Source organism: Sphingomonas sp. IC-11 (assembly GCF_021043365.1).
Taxonomy (GTDB): domain Bacteria; phylum Pseudomonadota; class Alphaproteobacteria; order Sphingomonadales; family Sphingomonadaceae; genus Sphingomonas.
Genome location: NZ_JAJNDU010000001.1, coordinates 915095 through 937315, shown reverse-complemented (window position 1 = coordinate 937315; position 22221 = coordinate 915095). Strand labels below are relative to the sequence as shown.

At 63.7% G+C, this 22221-nt stretch carries 20 protein-coding genes and 1 tRNA gene; 19 read left to right on the top strand and 2 right to left on the bottom strand.

Features of this window, described 5'->3' with window-relative positions; genetic code table 11:
• Nucleotides 1–94 precede the first annotated feature (94 nt).
• The 12 genes from LQ954_RS04445 to LQ954_RS04390 all read left to right on the top strand — a co-directional run bounded on the left by LQ954_RS04445 (nt 95) and on the right by LQ954_RS04390 (nt 15362).
• A complete protein-coding gene (locus LQ954_RS04445; protein WP_227770661.1) occupies nt 95–1072 on the top strand; it encodes a C13 family peptidase in 978 nt (325 codons plus the stop codon).
• 72 nt (nt 1073–1144) lie between these two features.
• Nucleotides 1145–1714 (top strand): ClpP family protease, encoded by a 570-nt coding sequence (locus tag LQ954_RS04440; RefSeq protein ID WP_231022146.1) that lies wholly within the window; start codon nt 1145–1147, stop codon nt 1712–1714.
• Between the two features lie 45 nt (nt 1715–1759).
• Nucleotides 1760–3142, top strand: coding sequence for a cell envelope integrity protein CreD (gene creD / locus LQ954_RS04435; protein WP_231022145.1), 1383 nt, complete (start codon nt 1760–1762; stop codon nt 3140–3142).
• A 14-nt stretch (nt 3143–3156) separates the two neighbouring features.
• Nucleotides 3157–3939, top strand: a complete 783-nt coding sequence (locus LQ954_RS04430) for a succinate dehydrogenase iron-sulfur subunit (RefSeq protein ID WP_294444193.1) — start codon at nt 3157–3159, stop codon at nt 3937–3939.
• Nucleotides 3940–4042: 103 nt separating this feature from the next.
• Nucleotides 4043–4501, top strand: a complete 459-nt coding sequence (locus tag LQ954_RS04425; protein ID WP_231022144.1) for a PaaI family thioesterase — start codon at nt 4043–4045, stop codon at nt 4499–4501.
• A gap of 168 nt (nt 4502–4669) precedes the next feature.
• On the top strand, nt 4670–5764 hold the full coding sequence (gene zapE, locus LQ954_RS04420) for a cell division protein ZapE (protein ID WP_231022143.1): 1095 nt from the start codon (nt 4670–4672) through the stop codon (nt 5762–5764).
• Between the two features lie 129 nt (nt 5765–5893).
• On the top strand, nt 5894–6856 hold the full coding sequence (mdh, locus tag LQ954_RS04415) for a malate dehydrogenase (RefSeq protein ID WP_227770666.1): 963 nt from the start codon (nt 5894–5896) through the stop codon (nt 6854–6856).
• 69 nt (nt 6857–6925) lie between these two features.
• On the top strand, nt 6926–7810 hold the full coding sequence (sucD, locus tag LQ954_RS04410) for a succinate--CoA ligase subunit alpha (RefSeq protein ID WP_227770667.1): 885 nt from the start codon (nt 6926–6928) through the stop codon (nt 7808–7810).
• Between the two features lie 209 nt (nt 7811–8019).
• Nucleotides 8020–10995 carry a 2-oxoglutarate dehydrogenase E1 component gene (locus LQ954_RS04405; protein ID WP_231022142.1) on the top strand — a complete coding sequence of 992 codons (2976 nt, stop codon included), beginning with the start codon at nt 8020–8022 and terminating at the stop codon, nt 10993–10995.
• A 134-nt stretch (nt 10996–11129) separates the two neighbouring features.
• On the top strand, nt 11130–12383 hold the full coding sequence (gene odhB / locus LQ954_RS04400; protein ID WP_231022141.1) for a 2-oxoglutarate dehydrogenase complex dihydrolipoyllysine-residue succinyltransferase: 1254 nt from the start codon (nt 11130–11132) through the stop codon (nt 12381–12383).
• Nucleotides 12384–12436: 53 nt separating this feature from the next.
• Nucleotides 12437–13405: a L,D-transpeptidase gene (locus LQ954_RS04395; RefSeq protein ID WP_231022140.1), complete on the top strand. Its 969-nt coding sequence runs from the start codon at nt 12437–12439 to the stop codon at nt 13403–13405.
• Between the two features lie 142 nt (nt 13406–13547).
• Nucleotides 13548–15362 carry a DUF885 domain-containing protein gene (locus tag LQ954_RS04390; RefSeq protein WP_231022139.1) on the top strand — a complete coding sequence of 605 codons (1815 nt, stop codon included), beginning with the start codon at nt 13548–13550 and terminating at the stop codon, nt 15360–15362.
• A 116-nt stretch (nt 15363–15478) separates the two neighbouring features.
• Here LQ954_RS04390 and LQ954_RS04385 read toward each other — a convergent pair whose 3' ends face one another.
• Nucleotides 15479–16186 carry an HAD family hydrolase gene (locus LQ954_RS04385; RefSeq protein WP_231022138.1) on the bottom strand — a complete coding sequence of 236 codons (708 nt, stop codon included), beginning with the start codon at nt 16184–16186 and terminating at the stop codon, nt 15479–15481.
• Between the two features lie 397 nt (nt 16187–16583).
• Between LQ954_RS04385 and LQ954_RS04380 the strand changes: the two genes are divergently transcribed.
• The 5 genes from LQ954_RS04380 to LQ954_RS04360 all read left to right on the top strand — a co-directional run bounded on the left by LQ954_RS04380 (nt 16584) and on the right by LQ954_RS04360 (nt 18769).
• Nucleotides 16584–16657, top strand: a tRNA-Gly gene (locus LQ954_RS04380).
• A gap of 233 nt (nt 16658–16890) precedes the next feature.
• Complete coding sequence (dut, locus tag LQ954_RS04375) at nt 16891–17376, top strand: dUTP diphosphatase (RefSeq protein WP_231022137.1); 486 nt, start codon at nt 16891–16893, stop codon at nt 17374–17376.
• Nucleotides 17363–17557: a hypothetical protein gene (locus LQ954_RS04370; protein WP_231022136.1), complete on the top strand. Its 195-nt coding sequence runs from the start codon at nt 17363–17365 to the stop codon at nt 17555–17557. Before dut ends, LQ954_RS04370 begins: the two co-directional genes overlap by 14 nt.
• Before the next feature lie 4 nt (nt 17558–17561).
• Nucleotides 17562–17996, top strand: a complete 435-nt coding sequence (locus LQ954_RS04365; protein ID WP_231022135.1) for a hypothetical protein — start codon at nt 17562–17564, stop codon at nt 17994–17996.
• The gene (locus LQ954_RS04360; protein WP_227771077.1) at nt 17993–18769 is read left to right on the top strand and encodes a HesA/MoeB/ThiF family protein; all 777 of its coding nucleotides are present in this window, start codon (nt 17993–17995) and stop codon (nt 18767–18769) included. The genes LQ954_RS04365 and LQ954_RS04360 overlap by 4 nt, the downstream gene beginning before the upstream one ends.
• An 18-nt stretch (nt 18770–18787) precedes the next feature.
• Here the strand turns inward: LQ954_RS04360 and galU are convergent, their stop codons facing one another.
• Nucleotides 18788–19657, bottom strand: coding sequence for a UTP--glucose-1-phosphate uridylyltransferase GalU (gene galU / locus LQ954_RS04355; protein ID WP_227770679.1), 870 nt, complete (start codon nt 19655–19657; stop codon nt 18788–18790).
• Nucleotides 19658–19778: 121 nt separating this feature from the next.
• On the opposite strand from galU, the gene wecB reads away from it, so the two are divergent.
• Both wecB and wecC read left to right on the top strand, forming a co-directional pair.
• Nucleotides 19779–20894, top strand: coding sequence for a non-hydrolyzing UDP-N-acetylglucosamine 2-epimerase (gene wecB / locus LQ954_RS04350; RefSeq protein WP_231022134.1), 1116 nt, complete (start codon nt 19779–19781; stop codon nt 20892–20894).
• Nucleotides 20881–22173 carry a UDP-N-acetyl-D-mannosamine dehydrogenase gene (gene wecC, locus LQ954_RS04345; protein WP_227770681.1) on the top strand — a complete coding sequence of 431 codons (1293 nt, stop codon included), beginning with the start codon at nt 20881–20883 and terminating at the stop codon, nt 22171–22173. The genes wecB and wecC overlap by 14 nt, the downstream gene beginning before the upstream one ends.
• Nucleotides 22174–22221: the final 48 nt, after the last annotated feature.

Sequence of the window (22221 nt, the reverse complement as noted above, 5' to 3'; positions counted from 1 at the left end):
CTGGGCGCAGGCTAAACTCGCCGCGATCGCGCAATCAAGCAATTGACAGGTCCGCCCCGGCCGATTGTGATGCGCCCCGGGGAGGGTGCGGGGCATGAAGAGGCTGCTGACGATCCTGCTTGCGGGCCTGACGGGGGCCGCGCCGGCGCAAACCTTTCAACCACCGCAACACACACGTCCTGTGCCGCTGGTGGCCAGCGCCGGGGAGGCCGGACTGATCGACCTGGCGGATCAGGGTGGCGCCATCGAGCGTGATCGTGCGCCACATTGGCAACTTGCCGAGCATCGTCGGCTGCTCGGCGCCCTCAACGGTCTCGCTCCGCAGCGAAAAGGGACCGTGGACGCCTATGTCGTCGCGGCCGCGCTGGATAGCGATCCCGTATTCGGTCGAGAGGCGCGTGAGGCCAGCAAGGTCCTTGGTCGCCGCTACGATGCGGAGCGTCGGACTATCGTGCTAGCAGGAACAGATGGAAGCGCCCAGAGCACGCTCCCGATGGGCTCGCCGGCCAATCTTGATGCGGTTCTCGCGCGCGTGGCAGAGCTGATGGACCCAGCCGAAGACGTACTGATCCTCTACCTCACCAGCCACGGCGCGCGCTTCGGAATAGTCTACAACGACGCGGATCAGGGGTTTGGCGCTATCTCCCCGCGACGGATGTGGAGCACACTTTCGCAGTTGGGCATCCGCAATCGCCTGATCCTGATCAGCGCGTGCTATGCCGGCGTGTTCGTGCCGATCCTGTCGAGCGACACGACGGCGATTATCACCGCGGCTTCTTCAGAGCGCACGTCCTTCGGTTGCCAATCGGACAACGACTGGACCTTTTTCGGGGACGCCTTGATCAATCGAGCACTACGCAAGCCGCAGCCACTCGTCGCCGCTGCGGCGGAGGCGACGCAGACGATCGCCACCTGGGAGCGCGAGGCGAGCCTGGCCCCTTCGGAACCGCAAGTGTCGGTCGGAAAAGAGGCGATGCGGTGGCTGGCGACGCTCGATGCGCGTGCGCCGGCCGTGGTGAGCGCACCTGTCGGGCGCCCCGCCAATGCGATACTGTCTGGGTCAGGGCGGTAAGTTGGCGAAGAGCGCGGCACATATATTCGCGCCTGATCGGAACCCTCGTGCCTGCGCATGGTTCGCCGCGCCATGACCAACAGCAACGCCATCAATTATCCGCTGCTCGCCAGCCCGCAGATTCAGCTGCACGGGACGGTCGACGACGCGATGTACAACAACTTCAAGGGCCAGCTGGCTGCCGCGACCGGCGAAGGACCGCTTGTCGTGTCGATCACAACGCTCGGCGGTGATCCCGAGATGGCGCGCGCCATGGGGGACACTATTCGGCTGCTGCGCGAGTACACTGGCCGTGAGACGCTGTTCCTGGGCAAGGTCGCGGTATATTCGGCTGGCGCAACGTTCATGTCCGCATTCCCGGCCGACAAGCGTTTCCTGACGCGCGGCACGCGGCTGATGATCCACGAGCGCATCATGAACTCCACCGTGCAGCTCTCCGGCCCGCTCAACACGCTGGCGCCGGTGCTGCTGGCCAAGCTGAACGAGATCCAGGATTCGATTCGTATCCAGGACGAGGGCTTCGCGGCGCTGGTGGAGGGCACCAACGTGTCGCTCGACGAGCTGCGGGCGAAGGCGCCCTCCAACTGGTATATCGAGGCGGAGGAAGCCCGTACCCTTGGGCTGATCCTCGACATCATCTGACGGCTGCGGCACCAAGGCGGCAGAAAAGCCGAAACGAGGTGCTGCTTGAGGATCGAAGGCCCGACCCCGGGGCGCAAGTTCGGCATGGCGATCCTGATCGCCCTGCTGCTCGCGATCCCGCTCTTCGCCGTGTACCTGCTCGTGTACGATCGGCAGGAGCAGTCGAACACCGCCCGCGCCTCGATCGCGGCTGGATGGGGCGGTCCGCAGACGATCGCGGGGCCGGTGCTGATCCTCCCCTATCAGGCAGAGACGACCGAGACCGCCAACGAAGGCGGGCGACAGGTGGTGCGCACCAGCATGGTGTGGCGCGAATTGACGCTGTCGCCCGAGGTGGCCGATCTCAAGACGGAACTCACCCCGGAACGCCGGCGTCGCTCGATCTACGAAGCGGTGCTGTTCGAGGCACTGGCCAGCGGCACCGCCCGGTTCAGGCTGCCGAGCGATCTCGCGCGCTTCGGGATCACGGCGGACCGCTTGGCCTATGACCGCGCGGAGCTTCGCTTCGGCCTGAAGGATGCGCGCGGGCTGTTCGGCAAGCCGCCGGAGGTGACCGCCGACGGCCGCCGGCTGGCGTTGCAGCCCGGCAAGGGCACGCCAGCGACGAACGGCTCCGGCTTCTTCACCTGGCTCGATGCCGGCACGATCCAGAGCCGGCCGATGACGGTGAGCTTCCGCTACAGCTTCCGCGGCAATGGCTGGCTCGCGCTCGCGCCGCAGGCGGGCGATACACGGTGGCAGGTGACATCGGCATGGCCGCACCCGAGCTTCCAGGGCGGCTTCCTGCCGACCGCGCAGCAGGCAGGCGACAAGGGCTTCTCCGCCACGTGGCGAGTCGGCAACCTCGCGCTTGGCCGAAGCCTCGTCTCATCGGGAGATGTCGTTCCCGAGTCGCGCACAGAGGTGACGGATCGCTACATCACCGCCATTCCGGCCGGCGACTATGAGGCTCGGGTGGATCTCATCTCGCCGGTCGATCTCTACAGCCAGGTCAACCGATCGGTGAAATACGGCTTCCTGTTCATCGGTTTCACCTTCCTCGCCTTCCTGATGTTCGACGTGATCGGCGGCGTGCGCGTGGCAACGGTGGAATATCTGCTGGTCGGCGCGGGGCTGGTGCTGTTCTTCGTCCTGCTGCTCGCCTTTGCCGAGGTCATCGGCTTTGCCGCCGCCTATATTGTCGCGGCGGGCGCGATCATCGCCCTGTTGGCGGCCTATTCCGCCGCGGTGCTGCGCAGCTGGCGACGGGGCGGCTATATCGCCGCGCTCCTGGCCGCACTCTACGCGCTGCTCTACGTGCTCCTGAGCCTGGAGGCATATTCGCTGCTCATCGGATCGCTGCTTCTGTTTGCGGCCTTGGCCGGTGTTATGTATCTGACGCGCAACCTCGACTGGAGCGGCCTTCGTTCCCAGTCACCAACCGACTGAAGCGGGAACGGAAAATGGCCGAATTCACCCTGCCGGCGAACAGCAAGATCAAGGGAGGGCGCAAGATTCCCTCGCCCGAGCCGGGCGGGACGATGCGCAACTTCAAGATCTACCGCTACGATCCGGACAGCGGCGAGAACCCGCGCTACGACACGTTCGAGGTGAATCTCGACGAATGCGGCCCGATGGTTCTGGACGCGCTGATCAAGATCAAGAGCGAGCAGGACTCGTCGCTCACCTTCCGCCGTTCGTGCCGCGAGGGCATCTGCGGTTCGTGCTCGATGAACATCGACGGCAAGAACGGCCTCGCCTGCACCACCGCGATCGAGGACGTGAAGGGCGAGGTGAAGATCACCCCGCTGCCCGCGATGGACGTGATCAAGGACCTGGTTCCGGACTTCACGCATTTCTACGCGCAATATGCCTCGATCCAGCCGTGGCTGAAGACCGTCACCCCGCCCCCCGCCGGCAAGGAACGGTTGCAGTCGCCGGAGGACCGCGCGAAGCTCGACGGCCTGTACGAGTGCATCCTGTGCGCCTGTTGCTCCACCTCGTGCCCGAGCTATTGGTGGAATTCCGACAAGTTCCTCGGCCCGGCGATCCTGCTTCAGGCCTATCGCTGGCTGGCCGACAGCCGCGACGAGATGACCGGCGAGCGGCTCGACAGCCTGGAGGATCCGTTCCGCCTGTATCGCTGCCACACGATCATGAACTGCGCGAACACCTGCCCCAAGGGGCTGAACCCGGCGAAGGCAATCGCCGAGATCAAGAAGATGGAAGTCGAGCGCGTCCTCTGACGCGACTCGACGATCCCTCCCCGCTTGTTCCGACCGAAGTCGAGGAACGGGTTGCGAGCGCCCTGCCCTAACGCCGACTTCGCCTGCTATCCACGGAGCTGATGTGGCGGATATCGAGCCGAAGCCCGAATTCCTCTATGAGGAACATCCCGATCACCCCGGGTGGCATCGCTGGGGCCTGCGCAATTCGGATCGCTATAACACCTTCCTGGGCGATATGGTCGTCCGCGTCGAGGATGGCGTTTGCCGCGTGCGAATGCTGCCGGAACGGCGCCATTCGAACCTGGGCAACAATGTTCATGGCGGCGCGATGCTGGGGTTCATCGATGTCGCACTGTTCGCCGCCGCGCGCAGCTTTGGTCTGATCACGGCTGGAACGGCCGTCACCCTCGACCTCAACACTCATTTTATGGGCGCAGGCACGATCGGCGAGCCGCTGGAGGCACGCGTGGAATTGCTCCGCGAGACTGGCCGCCTGCTGTTCATGCGCGGCCTCGTGGTGCAGGGCGAAAGCCCGGTAGCGGAGTTTTCCGGCACGATCCGCAAGCCGACCAAGCGCTGACCTGGTTTTATCGCCCCCGGCCCTCTTGGGCACCAACAGCCTGCCGATGTGAGGCCTCGCCTTCCGCAGCGGCCTCTTAGGGTTTGAACACCCCTAAACGCTTGGCCGGTGGTGCCGATGTTCGCGCGTCAGGTGGCGGGGCCATCACGTCCCTCAATGGAGTTTGTCGTGGCCGCAGTCTTACATGCCTATGAAGCCCTGATTGCCGCGGGCGAGTTGCGCGCCGATCCGGAACAAGCGGCTGCCGCGGCACGGCTCGACGCGTTGGCCTTCGAGCTTGAAAATCCGAAAACGATCGGGTTCTTCCGCAAAAAGGTCATCCCGCCGCGCGGCATCTACATGTGGGGTGACGTCGGCCGCGGCAAATCCATGTTGATGGACCTGTTCTTCGCCAACGTCTCTGTCGATCGGAAACGCCGCGTACACTTCGGCGAGTTCATGCTGGAGGTGCACGAGCGGATCGCCGCGGAGAGGCGCAAGGAACAAGGCGATCCCATCCCGCCGGTGGCCGCGGCGCTCGCCGAGGAAGCCAGGTTGCTCGCGTTCGACGAGATGATAGTCAACAACTCGCCGGACGCAATGATCCTGTCCCGCCTGTTCACCGCGATGATCGAGGCGGGCGTCACAGTGGTGACGACGAGCAATCGAGTGCCAACCGACCTTTACAAGAACGGCTTGAACCGTGAGCACTTCCTGCCATTCATCGCACTCATTCAGGAGCGGCTGGACGTTCTCGCCCTGAATGGGCCGGTGGATTACCGGCGCGATCGCCTCGGACAGCAGAACACTTGGCTGGTCCCCAATGGCGCGGAAGCCACGGCACAGCTTTCTGCCGCGTTCTTCCGCCTCACCGACTACCCGCCCGAAGATCGCGACCACGTCCCCAGCGAGGAACTCACGGTGCAGGGCCGCGCGTTGCGTGTGCCGAAGTCGCTAAAGGGCGTGGCGGTGTTCAGCTTTAGGAAGCTGTGCGGCGAGGCACGGGGCAGCGCCGACTATCTCGCGATTGCACGTCGCTTTCATACCGTGATCCTGGTCGGCATTCCCGTTCTTGGGCCGGAGAACCGCAACGAGGCCGCGCGTTTCGTCAGCCTGATCGACGCACTTTACGAGCATAAGGTGAAGTTGCTGGCCGCGGCTGATGCAGAACCTGAGGCCTTATATCCTGCCGGCGATGGGCGGTTCGAGTTTCAGCGAACGGTCAGCCGTCTGGAGGAGATGCGCTCTGAAGACTATCTGGCACAGGGCCACGGGACCGGCTGAGCTTACTATTGCTATTGAGAACGGTTATCGTTAAAAAGGAACGAGCCTGCCTTTAGTGGCTTGTGCGGCTCGCTCAAAGGGCGTACCCGACCTCTCCAATCACGACCCACGTTACGGAAAGGGGATTGGATGGCCCGCAAGAAGATCGCGCTGATCGGCGCCGGCAATATCGGCGGCACGCTCGCGCACCTCGCTGCTCTCAAGGGGCTTGGCGACATCGTTCTGTTCGACGTGGTCGAAGGCGTGCCGCAGGGCAAGGCGCTTGACCTGTCGCAGTGCGGCCCGGTCGAAGGGTTCGACGCCAAGATCATCGGCTCGAACGACTACAAGGACATCGCTGGCGCCGACGTGATCATCGTCACCGCCGGTGTCGCCCGCAAGCCGGGCATGAGCCGCGACGACCTGCTTGGCATCAACCTGAAGGTGATGAAGGCGGTTGGCGAAGGCATTCGTGACAATGCGCCCGACGCGTTCGTCATCTGCATCACCAACCCGCTCGACGCGATGGTCTGGGCGCTGCGCGAATTCTCCGGCCTGCCGCACAACAAGGTGGTCGGCATGGCGGGCGTTCTCGACTCGGCACGCTTCAGCCACTTCCTCGCCGACGAGTTCAAGGTGTCGGTGAAGGACGTGAACACTTTCGTGCTCGGCGGTCACGGCGACACGATGGTCCCGGTGCTCGAATATTCGACCGTTTCGGGCATCCCGGTCAGCGACCTCATCGAAATGGGCTTCTCCACCAAGGAGAAGGTCGACGAGATCATCAAGCGCACGCGCGGCGGCGGTGGCGAGATCGTCGCGCTGCTGAAGACCGGCTCGGCCTATTACGCACCCGCCACCAGCGGCATCGCGATGGCGGAGGCTTATCTCTACGACCAGAAGCGCATCCTGCCGGCCGCAGCGCATCTGACCGGCCAGTATGGCGTTGACGACCTGTACGTCGGCGTTCCGGTCGTGATCGGCGCCGGCGGCGTCGAGAAGGTCGTCGAGGTGAAGCTGTCGGACGAGGCGAAGGCGAACCTTCAGGTCTCGGTTGACGCGGTTAAGGAACTGCTCGTCGCCTGCAAGGGCATCGACGAGAGCCTGGCGTAACGCCGGATTGATTACCCGGTGCGCGCCGGCATCCGGCAGCGCGCGCCGGGTTGAGGGATTGGAGAGCCAATGAGCATTCTCGTCGACAAGAATACCAAGGTCATCACGCAAGGCATGACCGGCAACACCGGCAGCTTCCACACCCAGGCGGCGCTCGATTACGGCACGCAGATGGTCGCCGGCGTTACCCCGGGCAAGGGTGGTGGCACGCACCTCGGCCTGCCGCTGTTCGACACCGTCGCCGAGGCGGTGGAGAAGACCGGCGCCGATGCTAGCGTGATCTACGTCCCGCCGCCCTTCGCCGCGGATTCGATCCTTGAGGCGATCGACGCCGAAGTGCCGCTGATCGTGTGCATTACCGAGGGTATTCCGGTGCTCGACATGGTGCGCGTGAAGCGTGCGCTCTCGGGCTCCAAGTCGCGCCTCATCGGCCCGAACTGCCCGGGCGTGCTGACGCCCGGCGAGTGCAAGATCGGCATCATGCCGGGCAACATCTTCAAGAAGGGCTCGGTCGGCGTCGTCTCGCGCTCGGGCACGCTGACCTATGAGGCAGTGTTCCAGACCTCGAACGCCGGCCTGGGTCAGACCACCGCGGTCGGCATCGGCGGCGACCCGGTCAACGGCACGAACTTCATCGACGTGCTCGAGCTGTTCCTGGCCGATGATGCGACCGAATCCATCATCATGATCGGTGAGATCGGCGGCAGCGCAGAGGAAGAAGCAGCCCAGTTCCTGCGCGACGAAGCAAAGCGTGGCCGCAAGAAGCCGATGGCCGGCTTCATTGCGGGCCGTACGGCGCCTCCGGGCCGCCGCATGGGTCACGCCGGCGCGATCGTCTCGGGCGGCCAGGGCGGCGCCGAGGACAAGATCGCGGCGATGGAAGCTGCCGGCATCAAGGTGGCGGCGAGCCCGAGCGAGCTCGGCTCCACGCTGCTGTCGGTCCTGGGCAAGTAAGGTAACATCCTCTCTCCTCAACGGAGAGGGGATACGAAGTCCCGGCAACTCGTTGCTTGGACGAACTTGGAGAGGGGTTGAGCGAGCCGCAGGCCCGCACGGCTTCTGCGATACCGTTCACCTCTCTCCCAGCTACGACCAGGGTCAGTCGGGTCCTGGTCTGCGCAACCCTCTCTCCTGCGTTCGGGAGAGAGGGAGTGGAGTAGGCAATGGGCTACGAAGGTCAGGATTTCTCGGACATCGCCGGCGGCGTATCGCCAGCGTTCATCGATGCGCTTTATGCGCGCTTCAAGGCCTCGCCCGACAGCGTCGAGCCGGGCTGGCGCGGGTTCTTCGAGGGGCTTGAAACTGGCACCTCGGGGCCAAGCTGGCGCAACGAGCGGTGGCCTTTGACCAGCACCGACGATCTGACCGCCGCGCTTGATCCGACGCAGATGGAGCCGGCGCCCAAGCCGTCAAAGGGCAAGCCCGCCCCTGCCCCGGCTGCCGCTCCCGCGCCTGCTCTGTCGCAGGAAGAAATCGTCCGCGCCGCCGGCGACGCCATTCGCGCACAGCTGCTGGTACGCACCTATCGCGTGCGCGGCCACCTTGCAGCGAACCTCGATCCACTCGGCCTGAATACGCAGCGCGAGTTGCCGGCTGACCTGCGCACCGAATACCACGGCTTCACCGAAGCCGACATCGACCGCCCTGTCTACATGGGTGGGACGCTCGGCCTGCAATGGGCCACGATCCGTGAGGTCGTCGACATCCTGCGCGCGAATTACTGCGGCAACGTCGGCCTTGAGTACATGCACATCGCCGATGTCGAGGAGCGCCGCTTCCTCCAGGAGCGCATGGAGGGCAAGGACAAGGCGATCGAATTCACGCCCCAGGGCAAGAAGGCGATCCTGAACAAGGTCATCGAGGCCGAGCAGTGGGAGAAGTTCCTCGGCCGTAAGTACGTCGGCACGAAGCGCTTCGGCCTCGACGGCGGCGAAGCGATGATCCCGGCGCTGGAAAGCGTCATCAAGTACGGCGGCGCGGCCGGCGTGAACGAGATCGTGTTCGGCATGGCCCACCGTGGCCGCCTGAACGTGCTCGCCAATGTCATGGGCAAGCCGCTGCGCGTGATCTTCCATGAATTTGCCGGCGGTTCGGCACACCCGGACGATATCGGTGGTTCGGGTGACGTGAAGTATCACCTCGGCACCTCCACCGACCGCGAGTTTGACGGCGTGAAGGTCCACATGTCGCTCGTGGCGAACCCGTCGCACCTCGAGGCGGCGGATCCCGTGGTGCTGGGCAAGGTGCGCGCAATTCAGACGATCGCAGGTGACCTTAGCGAACACAGCAAGTCCCTGCCGGTGCTGATCCACGGTGACGCCGCTTTTGCCGGCCAGGGCATCGTGTGGGAGTGCTTCGGCTTCTCCGGTATTCGAGGGTATAACACCGGCGGCTGCGTCCACTTCGTCATCAACAACCAGATCGGCTTTACGACGAGCCCGCAGTTCGCGCGCTCTTCGCCGTATCCCTCGGACGTTGCGAAGGGTGTCCAGGCGCCCGTCTTCCACGTCAATGGCGACGATCCCGAGGCCGTCACCTTCGCCACCAAGATGGCGATCGAGTTCCGCCAGAAGTTCCACCGCGATGTCGTGATCGACATGTGGTGCTATCGTCGGTTCGGTCACAACGAGGGCGACGAGCCGGGCTTCACCCAGCCGCTGATGTACAAGGCGATCCGCAATCACCCGCCGGTGAGCGAGATCTACGGCAAGCGCCTGATCGAGCAGAAGGTCGTGGACCAGGCGTGGGTGGATGAGAACGTCAAGCAGTTCACCACCGTTCTGGAGGGCGAATTCGAAGCTGGCGCCAATTACAAGCCGAACAAGGCAGACTGGTTCTACGGTCGCTGGTCGGGTCTGCATGCGCCTGCTGATGCCGAAACGGCTCGACGCAGCGTGGATACCGGTATCGAGCAGAAGCTGTTTGACTCGATCGGCCGGACGCTGACGAGCGTTCCGGAAGACCTGGCGATCCACAAGACGCTGGCACGCGTGCTTGAGGCCAAGCGGAACATGTTCACGACCGGCGAGAATTTCGACTGGGCTACCGGCGAAGCACTCGCGTTCGGCAGCCTTCTGTCGGAAGGCTTTGGCGTTCGCCTGTCCGGTCAGGATTCAGGCCGCGGCACCTTCTCACAGCGTCATGCCGTCTGGGTCGACCAGAACACCGAAAAGCGCCACGTGCCGCTTTCGAACATCGAGCACGGTCACTTCGAAGTGCTCGATAGTCCGCTGTCGGAATATGGCGTGCTCGGCTTCGAATATGGCTATGCCCTGGCCGATCCGAAGACCCTCGTGCTGTGGGAAGCGCAGTTCGGCGACTTCGTGAACGGCGCGCAGATCATGATCGACCAGTTCATCGCGAGCGGCGAGGCCAAGTGGCTGCGCGCCAACGGTCTCGTGATGCTGCTGCCGCATGGCTATGAAGGTCAGGGTCCGGAGCATAGCTCCGCCCGGCCGGAGCGGTTCCTGCAGCTTTGCGCCCAGGACAATATCCAGGTTGCGAACTGCACCACCCCGGCAAACTATTTCCACCTGCTGCGCCGGCAGATGCACCGCCCGTTCCGCAAGCCGCTCGTGATCTTCACGCCTAAGTCACTGCTGCGCCACAAGCTGGCGGTCTCTTCTGCGGCGGACTTTGTCGGTGACACGCACTTCCGCCGGATCCTCTCAGATCCGTCGGCACCGTCCGACGAAGCGACGAAGCGGCTGGTGCTGTGCACGGGCAAGGTCGCGTATGACCTGATCGAGGCCCGAGACGCTGCCGGCGACGAAACCACGCAGATCGTGCGCATCGAGCAGCTTTATCCGTTCCCGACGGAAGCGCTGGCGAAGCGGATCGCGCGGATGCCGAACCTGGAAGACGTCGTCTGGGCACAGGAAGAACCGCGCAACAACGGCTATTGGTTCTTCGTCGAACCGTTCATCGAGGAAGCGCTTGGTGACGCCGGCTGCTCGATCAAGCGTGCACGCTACGCCGGTCGTGCCGCCGCAGCTTCGCCGGCAACTGGCCTGATGAAGCGGCACCAGGCGGAACAGGGCGCGTTGATCGCCGATGCGCTTGGGCACAGCGTGCGCGAGGAGATCCGTCGCACGCGCTCCGCAGAGACGACGAAGAAGGCCGGCAAGGCGGCGAGCTGAGAGCGTCCTGTGCCGTGGCTTCCGGCGACGCCTGGAAGCCACGGAGGGCAGGCTAATGTTGATCTTGCGAGGCGTGATCCAAGACGCGCCTCGTAACTGGGCCCCAAAGCATGGCGGGGCAGAAGGAAACGGGAATGGCAACCGAAGTTCTGGTCCCCACACTGGGTGAATCGATCACCGAAGCGACCCTCGGCGAGTGGCTGAAGCAGCCGGGCGACAAGGTCGCTGCCGACGAACCGATCGCCAGCCTCGAGACCGACAAGGTTTCGGTTGAAGTGCCGAGCCCGATTGCGGGCGTGATGGGCCAGCATGCCGTCGCTGTCGGTGATACCGTTCAGGTCGGCGCGATGATCGCCACGGTGGAGGCTGGCGATGGTGCCGCCGCTGCTGCCCCGGCGGCACAGCCCGCCGCCGCGGAGAGCACCAAGTCGGAAGCCCCTGCCCCGGTCGCCGGCGGCTATGGTAATCACGGTGCAACCCCGGTCGATAGCGATGCGCCGGCTGCATTGAGCCCGTCGGTCCGCCGCGCGGTTCTGGAGCACGGCGTCGATCCCGCGACGATCAAGGGCACGGGCCGCGACGGCCGTATCACCAAGGAGGACGTCGCAGCTGCCGCGTCGTCCCGTCCCGCTGCTCCGCCGGCTGCATCTGCGGCTACGCCGACGCCGTCGGTCGCTGCATCGACGGGCCGCAAGGAAGAGCGTGTGCGCATGACGCGCCTGCGCCAGACGATCGCCAAGCGCCTGAAGGATGCGCAGAACACCGCCGCGATGCTGACGACGTTCAACGACGTCGACATGACCGCGGTCATCGAAGCGCGCGCCAAGTACAAGGACTTGTTCGAGAAGAAGCATGGCGTCCGCCTCGGGTTCATGGGCTTCTTCGTGAAGGCCGCGACGATGGCGCTGAAGGACATTCCGGCCGTCAACGCCTCGATCGAAGGCGACGAGATCGTCTATCACGATTATGCCGACATCTCTGTGGCAGTGTCGTCGCCGGGCGGCCTGGTCGTGCCGGTGATCCGTGATGCGCAGGACCTGTCGGTCGCCGGCATCGAGAAGACGATCGGCGATTTCGGCAAGCGCGCCAAGGAAGGCACGCTGAAGATGGATGAAATGAAGGGCGGCACCTTCACCATCTCCAACGGCGGCGTGTTCGGCTCGCTGATGTCGACCCCGATCATCAACCCGCCGCAGTCCGCCGTGCTCGGCCTGCACCGCATTGAGGATCGCCCGGTCGTGGTGAATGGCCAGGTTGTCGTGCGTCCGATGATGTATCTTGCGCTCAGCTACGATCACCGCCTGATCGACGGCCGCGAGGCTGTGACCTTCCTGGTCGCGCTCAAGAATGCCATCGAGGATCCGACGCGCATCCTGATCGATCTCTGATCTCCGATACCTCCCGCTGGCGCCAGTGCCAGCGGGAGTTTATGTCTGCCGGCATGTCGATGCGTCGTTTCGTGCCGTTGTTTGCCTCCGCTGCTCTCGCCCTTGCAGCAGCCGCTCCCGCCCAGATCCCGGCACCCATCATGGAGCCCGGCGCCATTGAGCGGTTGAAGCCTGGCCAGTTCTTTTGGGCGCCGCAGATCGCGCCAACCGGGCCAGTGACGATGATCGTCAGCCTGAAGACACAGCGCGCCTACGTCTATCGCAATGGCGTGCCGATCGGCGTCAGCACGATTTCCTCCGGCAAGCCGGGCCACGCGACGCCGACGGGCGTATTCACTATTTTGCAGAAGCGCGTGGATCACAAGTCCAACCTCTACAACAACGCGCCCATGCCCTACATGCAGCGGCTGACCTGGGACGGCATTGCGCTTCACGCAGGCTCGCTCCCCGGCTACCCCGCCAGTCACGGCTGCGTTCGTCTGCCGCTTGAGTTTGCCAAGCTGCTTTATGGCGTGACCGAACTGGGACTGACCGTGGTGATTACGAACGACGCCCTCGTGCCGGAGGTGTCGCCTGCGGCAAACCCGATGAAGGCGCCCGACGCAGACCTGCACGCGAGCCCGACCCGCTATAGCTGGAATCCGGAGCGAGCGCCGACTGGCCCCGTTTCCATCATCGTCAGCGGACGCGACAAAAGGATCATTGTGCTGCGCAACGGCAAGCAGATCGGATCAGCCACCGTTGTGCTTGATGAGCCGATTACGGCAACACAGGCCTTCACGCTGCGCGCCCTTGATACCGAGGGACCGCACTGGTTGCGCCTTCCGCTTCCGGGCGGTGGCTTGAACGCAACTGGTGAGCTGACCACCCACGATCTCACCAAAGGCCATGTTCCCGATGAATTTCGGTCAAAGCTGGAAGCGGTGCTGACTCCTGGTACGACGATGCTCGTTACCAGGGAAACCTTGGCAACCAGCGGGACCGGCAACAAGCTGGCCGTCCTAGTGACGGATCCCGAGTAAGTCCTTCCGCGGCGGCAACGCCCAGTTCTCACCAAAGCACGCGCCGACCCAGCGGCCAAGAGGCGACTGTTCAACCCGCTTTCGCAGGGCATTGCGCGTCGCTGCGCACGACGTAACAAGCAGTAAGTTTTAGGAGATTTCAATGCGCCATACCCTTGCCCTGATGCTCTTGCCGATGTTGCCGCTGGTGCAGGGGAATGCGCCCGCACCGGCCCCCGTCACCGCGCAGGCCGGCCAGCAGGATGCGGCGCTGCTGCAATTCCTCGATACGGCTTACGATGAACAGCTGGCGCTCAGCCCGGAGTCGCAGACCCAGTTGGGCTTCAAGACCAACTATGACCGGCTCGACGACTATACCGACGCCGCCGCGGTTCGATCGCGCGACTTGGCGGAACGCCAGCTCAAGGAAATGAAGGCGCGCTTCAAACCCGAGCAACTCGGCGAGAGTGCGCGCGTCAGCTATCGACTGTTCGAGTATGAGGTGCAGCGTGGACGTGAGTCCTTCCGCTTCCGCAAGCATCGCTTCCCGGTGTCGACAAATGGCAGCCCGGCCGGCGAGATCCCCGTCCTGCTGATCAACAATCACAAGATTGATACCGTGGCCGACGCCAGGGCCTATGTCGGCCGCCTGCGCGATACGGAACGTGTGATGGGTGAAGTGGCAGCCACCATGCGCGAGCAAGCCGCGGCGGGCATCGTGCCGAACAAGGTCAATTTCGCACCTGCTCGTAGCGACGCACGAAAGGTTATCACGGGAGCGCCGTTCGACAGCGGCGCCGACTCAACGGTGATGGCCGATTTCCGCAAGAAGGTGATGGCGCTGGACGCACCTGACGCGACGAAGCAGCAGCTCCTGTCTGAGGCGCAGGCGGCACTTACCGGCCCGTTCAAGCGGGGATACGACGTGCTCCTCGCGGCCCTGGATGAAATCGAGCCGAAGTCAAAGGGCAACTTTGGCGTCTGGAGCTTGCCCGACGGCGCCGCGCTCTACGAAGATCGCCTGAAGACCTCGACCACTACCAACCTGACCGCTGATCAAATTCACGAGATCGGCTTGAAGCAGGTGGCAGCCATTCGGCAGGAGATGGAGGCGATTAAGCGCCAGGTCGGATTCACCGGAACGCTGGAGCAGTTTTTCGACCACATCCGCACCGATCCGAAGCTGAAGTATCCGAACACTGATGCCGGGCGCGAACAATATCTCGCTGATGCGCGCGCCGTCATCGCATCAGTCATGGAGATGGCACCGCGCTATTTCAGCGTGCTTCCAAAGGCACCGCTCGAGGTACGTGCCGTGGAAAAATGGCGTGAGGGGACGGCGTCGACCGCCTTTTACAATCCACCTTCGGCAGACGGCACGCGCCCCGGCATCTACTACGTCAATCTAGTGGACATGAACCAGACGCAGAAGGTGCAGGTAGCCGGCATCTCCGTCCACGAAGGGGCGCCCGGCCACCACTTCCAGATCGCACGTCAGATGGAACTGACGGGCATTCCGAAGTTCCGTAAGTTCGGCGGGTATGGCGCCTACATGGAAGGCTGGGGCCTCTATACCGAGCGGCTTGGTGACGAGATGGGCGTCTACAAGGATCCGTACACCCGGTTCGGGATGCTTTCGCTGCAGGTATGGCGCGCGATCCGGCTTGTGCTGGACACCGGCATTCATTCCAAGCGCTGGACCCGCGAACAGGCGATCGCTTACTTCAAGAACAACAGCTCGGTATCCGATACAGATATCGCGCGCGAGGTAGACCGCTACTTCAACTGGCCGGGTCAGGCGACCAGCTACATGGTAGGCCAGCTCAAGATCGTGGAACTGCGCACCCGCGCGCAGCGTGAACTGGGTAAGCGCTTCGACATTCGCGAGTTCCACGAAGCGGTGCTGGGCCAGGGCGCGCTCCCGCTCGATCTGCTGGAGGAGCAGGTCAACCGCTACATCGCTGCCAAGCGCGGTTGAACGCAGAGTGGCTTGATCGAGGGACGTGCGTCGTTTGGATACGGCGTACGTCCCTGTCGGCGCGAACTGCTGCGCGGTTCGCAGCTCGCGCCCGCAAGTTCAATGGCTCGGCACCTTCAACCTTGGCGCTGATTGATGTCCGCGATCAGAGCCGGCAGGTCGCGCAGGTGTGACAAGCGCCGGTACCGGGGTGCGTCGGACGGCTCGGGAGCATGCTCGTGGCTCCACGCGAGGGGCTGCGGCACAAAGGCGGCCCAGGCGCCTGCCTCCAGCGCCGGCACAATATCGGAGCGCAGCGAGTCCCCTGCCATGATCGCCCCGGCGGGATCGACGCCGCGTCGGGCAAACAGGCGGTTAAACGTGTCCACCGTCTTGTCGCTCACGATCTCGACAGCGGCAAAGTAGCTACCGAGTCCAGAAGCCGCCAGCTTCGTCTCCTGATGCAAGAGATCGCCCTTGGTGAGCAGGACTAGGTCGCCCATCTCGGCAAGCTCTTCGATAGTCTCCCCCACTCCCTCGAGCAGCTCCACGGGATGACGGAGAAGTTCGCGTCCGGTCTCCAGGATCTTCGCGATGCTCTCGACGGGGAGCGCCGATCCGCCGAGCTCCACCGCTGCTTCGATCATCGACAGGGTGAAGCTTTTCGCGCCATAGCCGTAATGCTTCAGGTTGCGCTCTTCGACCTTGGCCAGTGTGGATCGCGCGATGCCAACATCGGCAAACGTCCCGATCATATCGGCAAAGGCTGCCTCGGCGACTTCGAAGTGCCGCATGTTGTGCCACAACGTGTCGTCGGCATCGAGCAGGATGAGCTTCATGGCCATGACATCTTGTAGGTGTGGCCCGGGCTGCCGGCCAAGCCTATCTGATGCGGGCCCAGCCGCTAAGGCGCGGGCTGCAGCTCACAAGCAAGGATGGCGCGGGCGCACAGCAGGGCAGCGGCGGCCAGAACGGCGCGCGCAACATCTGCGTAGCCAATGCTCTCCCAAGAAATCGAGTTACTTCGTCAGATACCTGCTCCAGACTTGGGCCTGGCTGACGTGGGTCTGACGGCAGGCCGATCGCACCCGTCAGTTCCCCGATGGATGCGCCTTGTGACCCAGGATCTCTCCGCAACGCACCGGGCCATTCCAGCCTTCCGCTCAAGTGCAACGACGACGCTGCATTTGGATTGACGCCGCCGCCCTGAACATGGCAGTGCCCTGCCAGAGCCGCTGATGAGCGGGTGTAGCTCAATGGTAGAGCAGAAGCTTCCCAAGCTTACGACGAGGGTTCGATTCCCTTCACCCGCTCCATTCCCTCGGTTCGCCCCCTTGTTTCTGCTGCATCTGGCCTGCTGAGGCGGCGATCGGTCTTGATTGACTTGCGCCTGTCGGTCGGATCTGAAAGGCGGCGCGCCTCGCTGCAGGCTGGCTTCAATGCCGGCTATTTGCCACACGCCACTTCGTCAGTCCCGATCCGCCCGAGAGATGCGCGACGAGCCGCAGTGGAAACGCCGCTGACATATATGGAGCATAGAGAAGTAGCGATGACGTCTTGCCGGAAGAAGATCGAGGTTCAGATTTTGGACCCGCGGCTGCGCGAGTGGGGCCTGCCTCGCTATCAGACGGACATGGCTGCCGGTGTCGATTTGCACGCCTGCATTGACGAGCCCCTCGTGCTTCAGCCGCAGGCTCCAGCGGTGCTTGTTCCGTCCGGCATTGCCGTGTTGATGAACGATCAGGAGATGGCGGCAATAGTCCTCGCTAGGTCCGGGCTCGGCCACAAGAAGGGGCTCATCCTTGGTCAGTCGGTCGGGTTGATCGATGCGGATTACACCGCTCAGATCTTTGTCAGCGCATGGCTTCGAACCCCACCCGGCTCGGAGACGCTCACCATCAATCCCGGGGACCGGATCGCTCAACTGGTGTTCGTTCCGATCATCCGCCCGGAACTCACCTTTGTTGATACGCTGAGCGCCACGACCGCTCGCGGCGGCGGCGGGTTCGGATCAACTGGTTTTGGCACGTCCTGACCGTCGCGCCGCGCACTGCTACGTCGCGAAGGCATCGGCTGACTTCGTGCGCCAGATCCTCGCGAAGGTCGGAGCGCAGGTGTGGAGATCGACCGTGATTGACGCTGAACCGACTGCCCTTCTGGACGAGCGCCATATCCTGCTTGATAAGACGGCGGGCGTGGGCGGACTCGGATCGTGAAGCAGTGATCGCAATTCCCCTGATGCTGGCGTTGGGCCAGACAGCTGCGGCAGTTGATGCGCCGGCGACGGCCGAACCTGCGCAGTCCGGCTCGTCGGCCAGCGGCACTGTCACGCCCCTGTCCTCACCGCCGGAGGATTGGTCGCAATTGCCCGAACTGAGGCTGAAGCGTCGCCAGCCCGATCCGGGAGCGCTGTCTTCCTACGTGCGCGACGAAGTTCGCGCCGGTCGATGCGCTGCGGAAAGTCCGCTGCGCGTCGATCTTGCCGTGTTGATCGCCCCAGCGGGTCAGTTGCGCCGGATCCGCCCCAATGCGATCGGCTGCCCGACGGTAGAGCAATATGCTTCGGGCCTCGTCATGCGCATGGCCCGCGGCAATGTGCCGCCTCCGCTGGAGGAGCGCTGGTATCGCATCTCGGTCACCTTTGCATGGCAGTGACGCTCAGCGAGGAAGAACGCGCGCGCTACGCCCGCCAGATCATCCTTCGTGAGATCGGTGGCCCGGGGCAGCGGCGGCTGAAGCGATCTACCGTGGCGGTGATTGGCGCTGGCGGCATCGGTTCGCCGGTGATCGCCTATCTGGCCGCGGCCGGTGTCGGGCGGTTGCTCCTGATCGACGATGATCGCGTGGACCTGTCCAATCTTCAGCGACAGATCCTCTTCGGCACCCCCGATGTCGGCACCCCGAAGGCGATTCAGGCGGCGAGCGCTGTTGCTCGACAGAATCCGTACGTCAGCGTGCAGACGACGGTCGCCAGGATCAGCGCGGAAAATGCTCCCGGCCTATTGGCGGGCGCAGATGTGGTGGTGGATGGGTGCGACAATTTCGCGACCCGTCTGGCGGTGGCTGATGCGGCGCTGGACGCGCGTATTCCGCTGATTTCTGCCGCCGTCGGACAGTTCGAAGGGCAACTCGCGACCTATCGGGGGTGGGAGGCTGATAAGCCCTGCTACCGCTGCCTTGTCGGCAGCGCGCCCGATCGGGACGGGGCGACTTGTGCCGAGCAGGGCGTGCTGGGCCCGGTGACTGGGATTCTCGGCAGTATGGCGGCACTTGAGGCGATCCGCGCCGTGGTACCATTCGGTCAGGATCCCGCTGGGCGCTTGACGTTGCTTGACCTTCTGGATCTCCGCTTTCGGACAATCCGCGTGCCAAAGGATTCCGGCTGCCCCGCGTGTGGGAGAAACCGGATCCAGCATATCCCGGTTTAGGCCGCCCTGATGGTGGGCTCAGCCCACCAGGCTCTTCGCGAAGGCTCTAACAGAGGGCCCGATGTCTTCACGGGCCAGCGCTAGCGCGAGGTTCGCCTGAATGAAGCCTGCTTTGTCGCCGCAATCGTAGCGCTGACCGGTGAACGTATAGCCGTGGAAAGGCTGTTTTCCGATCAGCTGCGCCATTGCGTCCGTGAGCTGGATCTCGCCCCCCGCCCCCGTCACCGGATTGTCGAGGATCTTCATCACGTCGGGTTGCAGAATATAGCGGCCCGGCGTCATGAGGTTCGACTTGGCGGTGCCCTGCTTGGGCTTCTCGATGACTTCGAGAACTTCGGTCAGCGGTCCTTCGACCTTGCCCGGGGTGATGATCCCGTACTTGTCCGTCTCTTCGGGCGCGACTTCAAGTGCGCCGATCAGGTTCCCGCCGACCTGGTGATAAGCCTCCACCATCTGCGCGAGGAAGCCCGGCGTCCCGACCATCAGTTCGTCGGGCAGCAGCACCGCGAATGGCTCGTCTCCCACAATCTCGCGTGCACACCAGACCGCATGTCCAAGCCCGAGCGGCTCCTGCTGACGAACATAAACGGGAGAGCCCGGCGTCTGCCGGATATTGTTGATGAGCGCGAGCGACTTGCCACGCGCCTTCATCGTGGCTTCGAGTTCGAACGAAATGTCGAAGTGATCTTCCAGCGCGCCCTTGCCGCGACCGGTAACGAAGATGATTTGCTCGATACCGGCCTCGATCGCCTCCTCCACCGCATATTGGATCAGCGGCTTGTCAACGACGGTCAGCATTTCCTTGGGCATCGATTTTGTAGCCGGAAGAAATCGCGTTCCAAGTCCCGCGACCGGGAAAACGGCCTTACGCAGCGGCTTGATCGGCATTGATGATCTTCTCCCGAGCATTTGCGCTGCGGGCTTAACGAGACGCTGCGTTGCGGCAAAGCAGGAATCGCGTAGATCTGCTTAGGTCGTCCTTAATCGCTCGTGTCCTATCCGTCTTGGCATGAAAACGCTGGTCATCTTTGGAACTCGCCCGGAAGCGATCAAGCTGTTCCCGGTCGTGCGCGCACTTCAGGCGACACCGGGGCTGAAGGTGCGCACCTGCGGCACCGCCCAGCACCGGGGACTTCTGGATCAGGTTCTGGCGATTGCCGGCCTGGCTCCGGACGTGGACCTCGATCTGATGGAGCCGGGGCAGACGCTTGACGGTCTTACTGCCCGGCTGCTGGTTGCGATTGGCGACGTTCTGGATAACGAGCGTCCTGATCGTGTCATCGTACAGGGTGATACTGCCACCGCCATGTGCGGCGCGCTGACAGCCTATTACCGCAAGATACCCGTCGCACATGTCGAGGCCGGGCTGCGCTCCGGCGACATTTACCACCCGTGGCCAGAAGAAGTGAACCGGCGCATCGTTGCGCCAATCGCCGATCTTCACTTTGCGCCTACGCAGACTGCGGCAGACGCCTTGGCACGCGAAAATATCCGCACAGGCGTGCACGTCACCGGCAATACGGTAATCGATGCACTGCACTGGACACGCAGCCGGATCGAGGCCGACCCGCGCCTTGCTGCACAGCTTGATGACATCGCCGAGCGCTTCTTTGGCAAGCGGATCGTGCTGGTCACCACTCATCGGCGGGAGAATTTCGGTGACGGCATGGCCGCGATCGCGCGCGCCATCGCACGCATCGGCTCACGCGAGGACGTGGCCGTCCTGTTTCCCATGCACCCAAATCCGAATGTCGCGTCGGTGATGGATGCCGTGCTGGGGAAGCAGGCCAATGTCGCCCGGATCGACCCGCTGGATTACCCGCACTTCATTCGCGCACTCGGCCTTTGCGACTTGGCGCTCACCGATTCCGGCGGCGTGCAGGAGGAAGCACCAGCGCTGGGCAAGCCCGTGTTGGTGATGCGCGATACGACCGAACGGCCCGAGGGCGTCGCCGCCGGAACCGCGAGGCTGATCGGTGCCGACGAGGACCGGATCGTTTCCGAAGTCTTCACGCTTCTTGATGACAAGGCCGCCTATGCCGCAATGGCCCGTGCCCACAATCCCTTCGGGGACGGCCACGCGAGTGAGCGGATCGCAAGGATCATCGCTGATGAAGTCGGATAACGAACTGAACGTTGTTGTGCTCGGGCTCGGCTATATTGGCCTACCCACCGCGGCCGTCATCGCGCGCACTGGCGCGCGCGTTCTGGGCATCGACGTCCACCAGAGCGTTGTGGACACGATCAACTCGGGCCGCGTCCATATCGAGGAAGTCGATCTCGATGGACTGGTCTCCGGTGTGGTGGCACGCGGGCACCTGCGCGCGTCCACGACGATCGACGTAGCAGACGTCTTCGTCATCGCGGTTCCGACACCCTTTTCGGACGATCGCTCCCCGGACATCGGCTATGTTCTCAACGCAGCCACCAGCCTCGCCACGGTACTGAAGGCGGGTGATACCGTGATCCTGGAATCCACGTCGCCGGTCGGCACGACGGAACAGGTGCGCGATTTGCTCGCGAAGCTTCGCCCCGATCTGCGAGCCCCCGGCCTGGGTGAAGGTGCGGATTATGCAGTCGCTTATTGCCCGGAACGCGTGCTTCCCGGCCGGATCCTCGTTGAATTGATCGACAATGACCGGGTAATCGGCGGGATCACGCCGCGTTGCGCTCGCAAGGCGCTGACCTTTTATCGCCGCTTCGTGCGCGGCGCCTGTGTCACCACCAACGCGCGCGCTGCGGAGATGACCAAGCTTACCGAAAACGCGTTCAGAGACGTCAACATCGCCTTCGCCAATGAGCTGAGCCTTGTCGCGGACACCATGGGCGTCGATGTGTGGGAAGTAATCCGCCTCGCCAATCGCCACCCGCGGGTGAACATCCTTCAGCCGGGACCTGGTGTCGGCGGGCACTGCATCGCCGTGGACCCCTGGTTCCTCGTTGCTGCAGATCCGGCGAATACACCACTGATCCGGACGGCACGCGAAGTAAACGACGGTAAGACGGATCATGTGATCGCGCGCGCGGCTGCTATGATCGAAGCCAATCCGGGCGTGCCGGTCGCCTGTCTTGGGTTGGCGTTCAAGGCGAACATCGACGACTTTCGCGAAAGTCCGGCGCTTAAAGTCGCAAGCGCGCTGGCAGAACGCTTTGGCAATCGCATTCGAATCGTTGAACCTTATGCATCGCAGCTCCCCGCCCCTCTGGCAGCCGCCGGCGCCTCGCTGATCGATATCGACACCGCGATTGAGCGCTGCCCCATGATGATCGTGCTGGTTGATCATGACGTGTTTCGCTCGGTGCCGCTTGAGGAGCGCAGCGAAAAGCAGGTTCTCGATACTCGAGGGATCTGGCCGGACCAGCCCCCCGCCCGATCTCCGCAGCCTCTCCGCTTAGCAGTCTGAGGGCGCGGAGATGTTGCGGGTGCGAGCGGCCTTGGATAGAGGGACCGC

What these genes read in the sequence shown, in the direction of transcription:
- LQ954_RS04445 (WP_227770661.1), top strand. Translation starts at nt 95, where the DNA reads ATGAAGAGGCTGCTGACGATCCTGCTTGCGGGCCTGACGGGGGCCGCG.
- LQ954_RS04440 (WP_231022146.1), top strand. Translation starts at nt 1,145, where the DNA reads ATGACCAACAGCAACGCCATCAATTATCCGCTGCTCGCCAGCCCGCAG.
- LQ954_RS04430 (WP_294444193.1), top strand. Translation starts at nt 3,157, where the DNA reads ATGGCCGAATTCACCCTGCCGGCGAACAGCAAGATCAAGGGAGGGCGC.
- mdh (WP_227770666.1), top strand. Translation starts at nt 5,894, where the DNA reads ATGGCCCGCAAGAAGATCGCGCTGATCGGCGCCGGCAATATCGGCGGC.
- sucD (WP_227770667.1), top strand. Translation starts at nt 6,926, where the DNA reads ATGAGCATTCTCGTCGACAAGAATACCAAGGTCATCACGCAAGGCATG.
- LQ954_RS04405 (WP_231022142.1), top strand. Translation starts at nt 8,020, where the DNA reads ATGGGCTACGAAGGTCAGGATTTCTCGGACATCGCCGGCGGCGTATCG.
- odhB (WP_231022141.1), top strand. Translation starts at nt 11,130, where the DNA reads ATGGCAACCGAAGTTCTGGTCCCCACACTGGGTGAATCGATCACCGAA.
- LQ954_RS04395 (WP_231022140.1), top strand. Translation starts at nt 12,437, where the DNA reads ATGTCGATGCGTCGTTTCGTGCCGTTGTTTGCCTCCGCTGCTCTCGCC.
- LQ954_RS04390 (WP_231022139.1), top strand. Translation starts at nt 13,548, where the DNA reads ATGCGCCATACCCTTGCCCTGATGCTCTTGCCGATGTTGCCGCTGGTG.
- LQ954_RS04385 (WP_231022138.1), bottom strand. Translation starts at nt 16,186, where the DNA reads ATGGCCATGAAGCTCATCCTGCTCGATGCCGACGACACGTTGTGGCAC.
- dut (WP_231022137.1), top strand. Translation starts at nt 16,891, where the DNA reads ATGACGTCTTGCCGGAAGAAGATCGAGGTTCAGATTTTGGACCCGCGG.
- galU (WP_227770679.1), bottom strand. Translation starts at nt 19,657, where the DNA reads ATGCCGATCAAGCCGCTGCGTAAGGCCGTTTTCCCGGTCGCGGGACTT.
- wecB (WP_231022134.1), top strand. Translation starts at nt 19,779, where the DNA reads ATGAAAACGCTGGTCATCTTTGGAACTCGCCCGGAAGCGATCAAGCTG.
- wecC (WP_227770681.1), top strand. Translation starts at nt 20,881, where the DNA reads ATGAAGTCGGATAACGAACTGAACGTTGTTGTGCTCGGGCTCGGCTAT.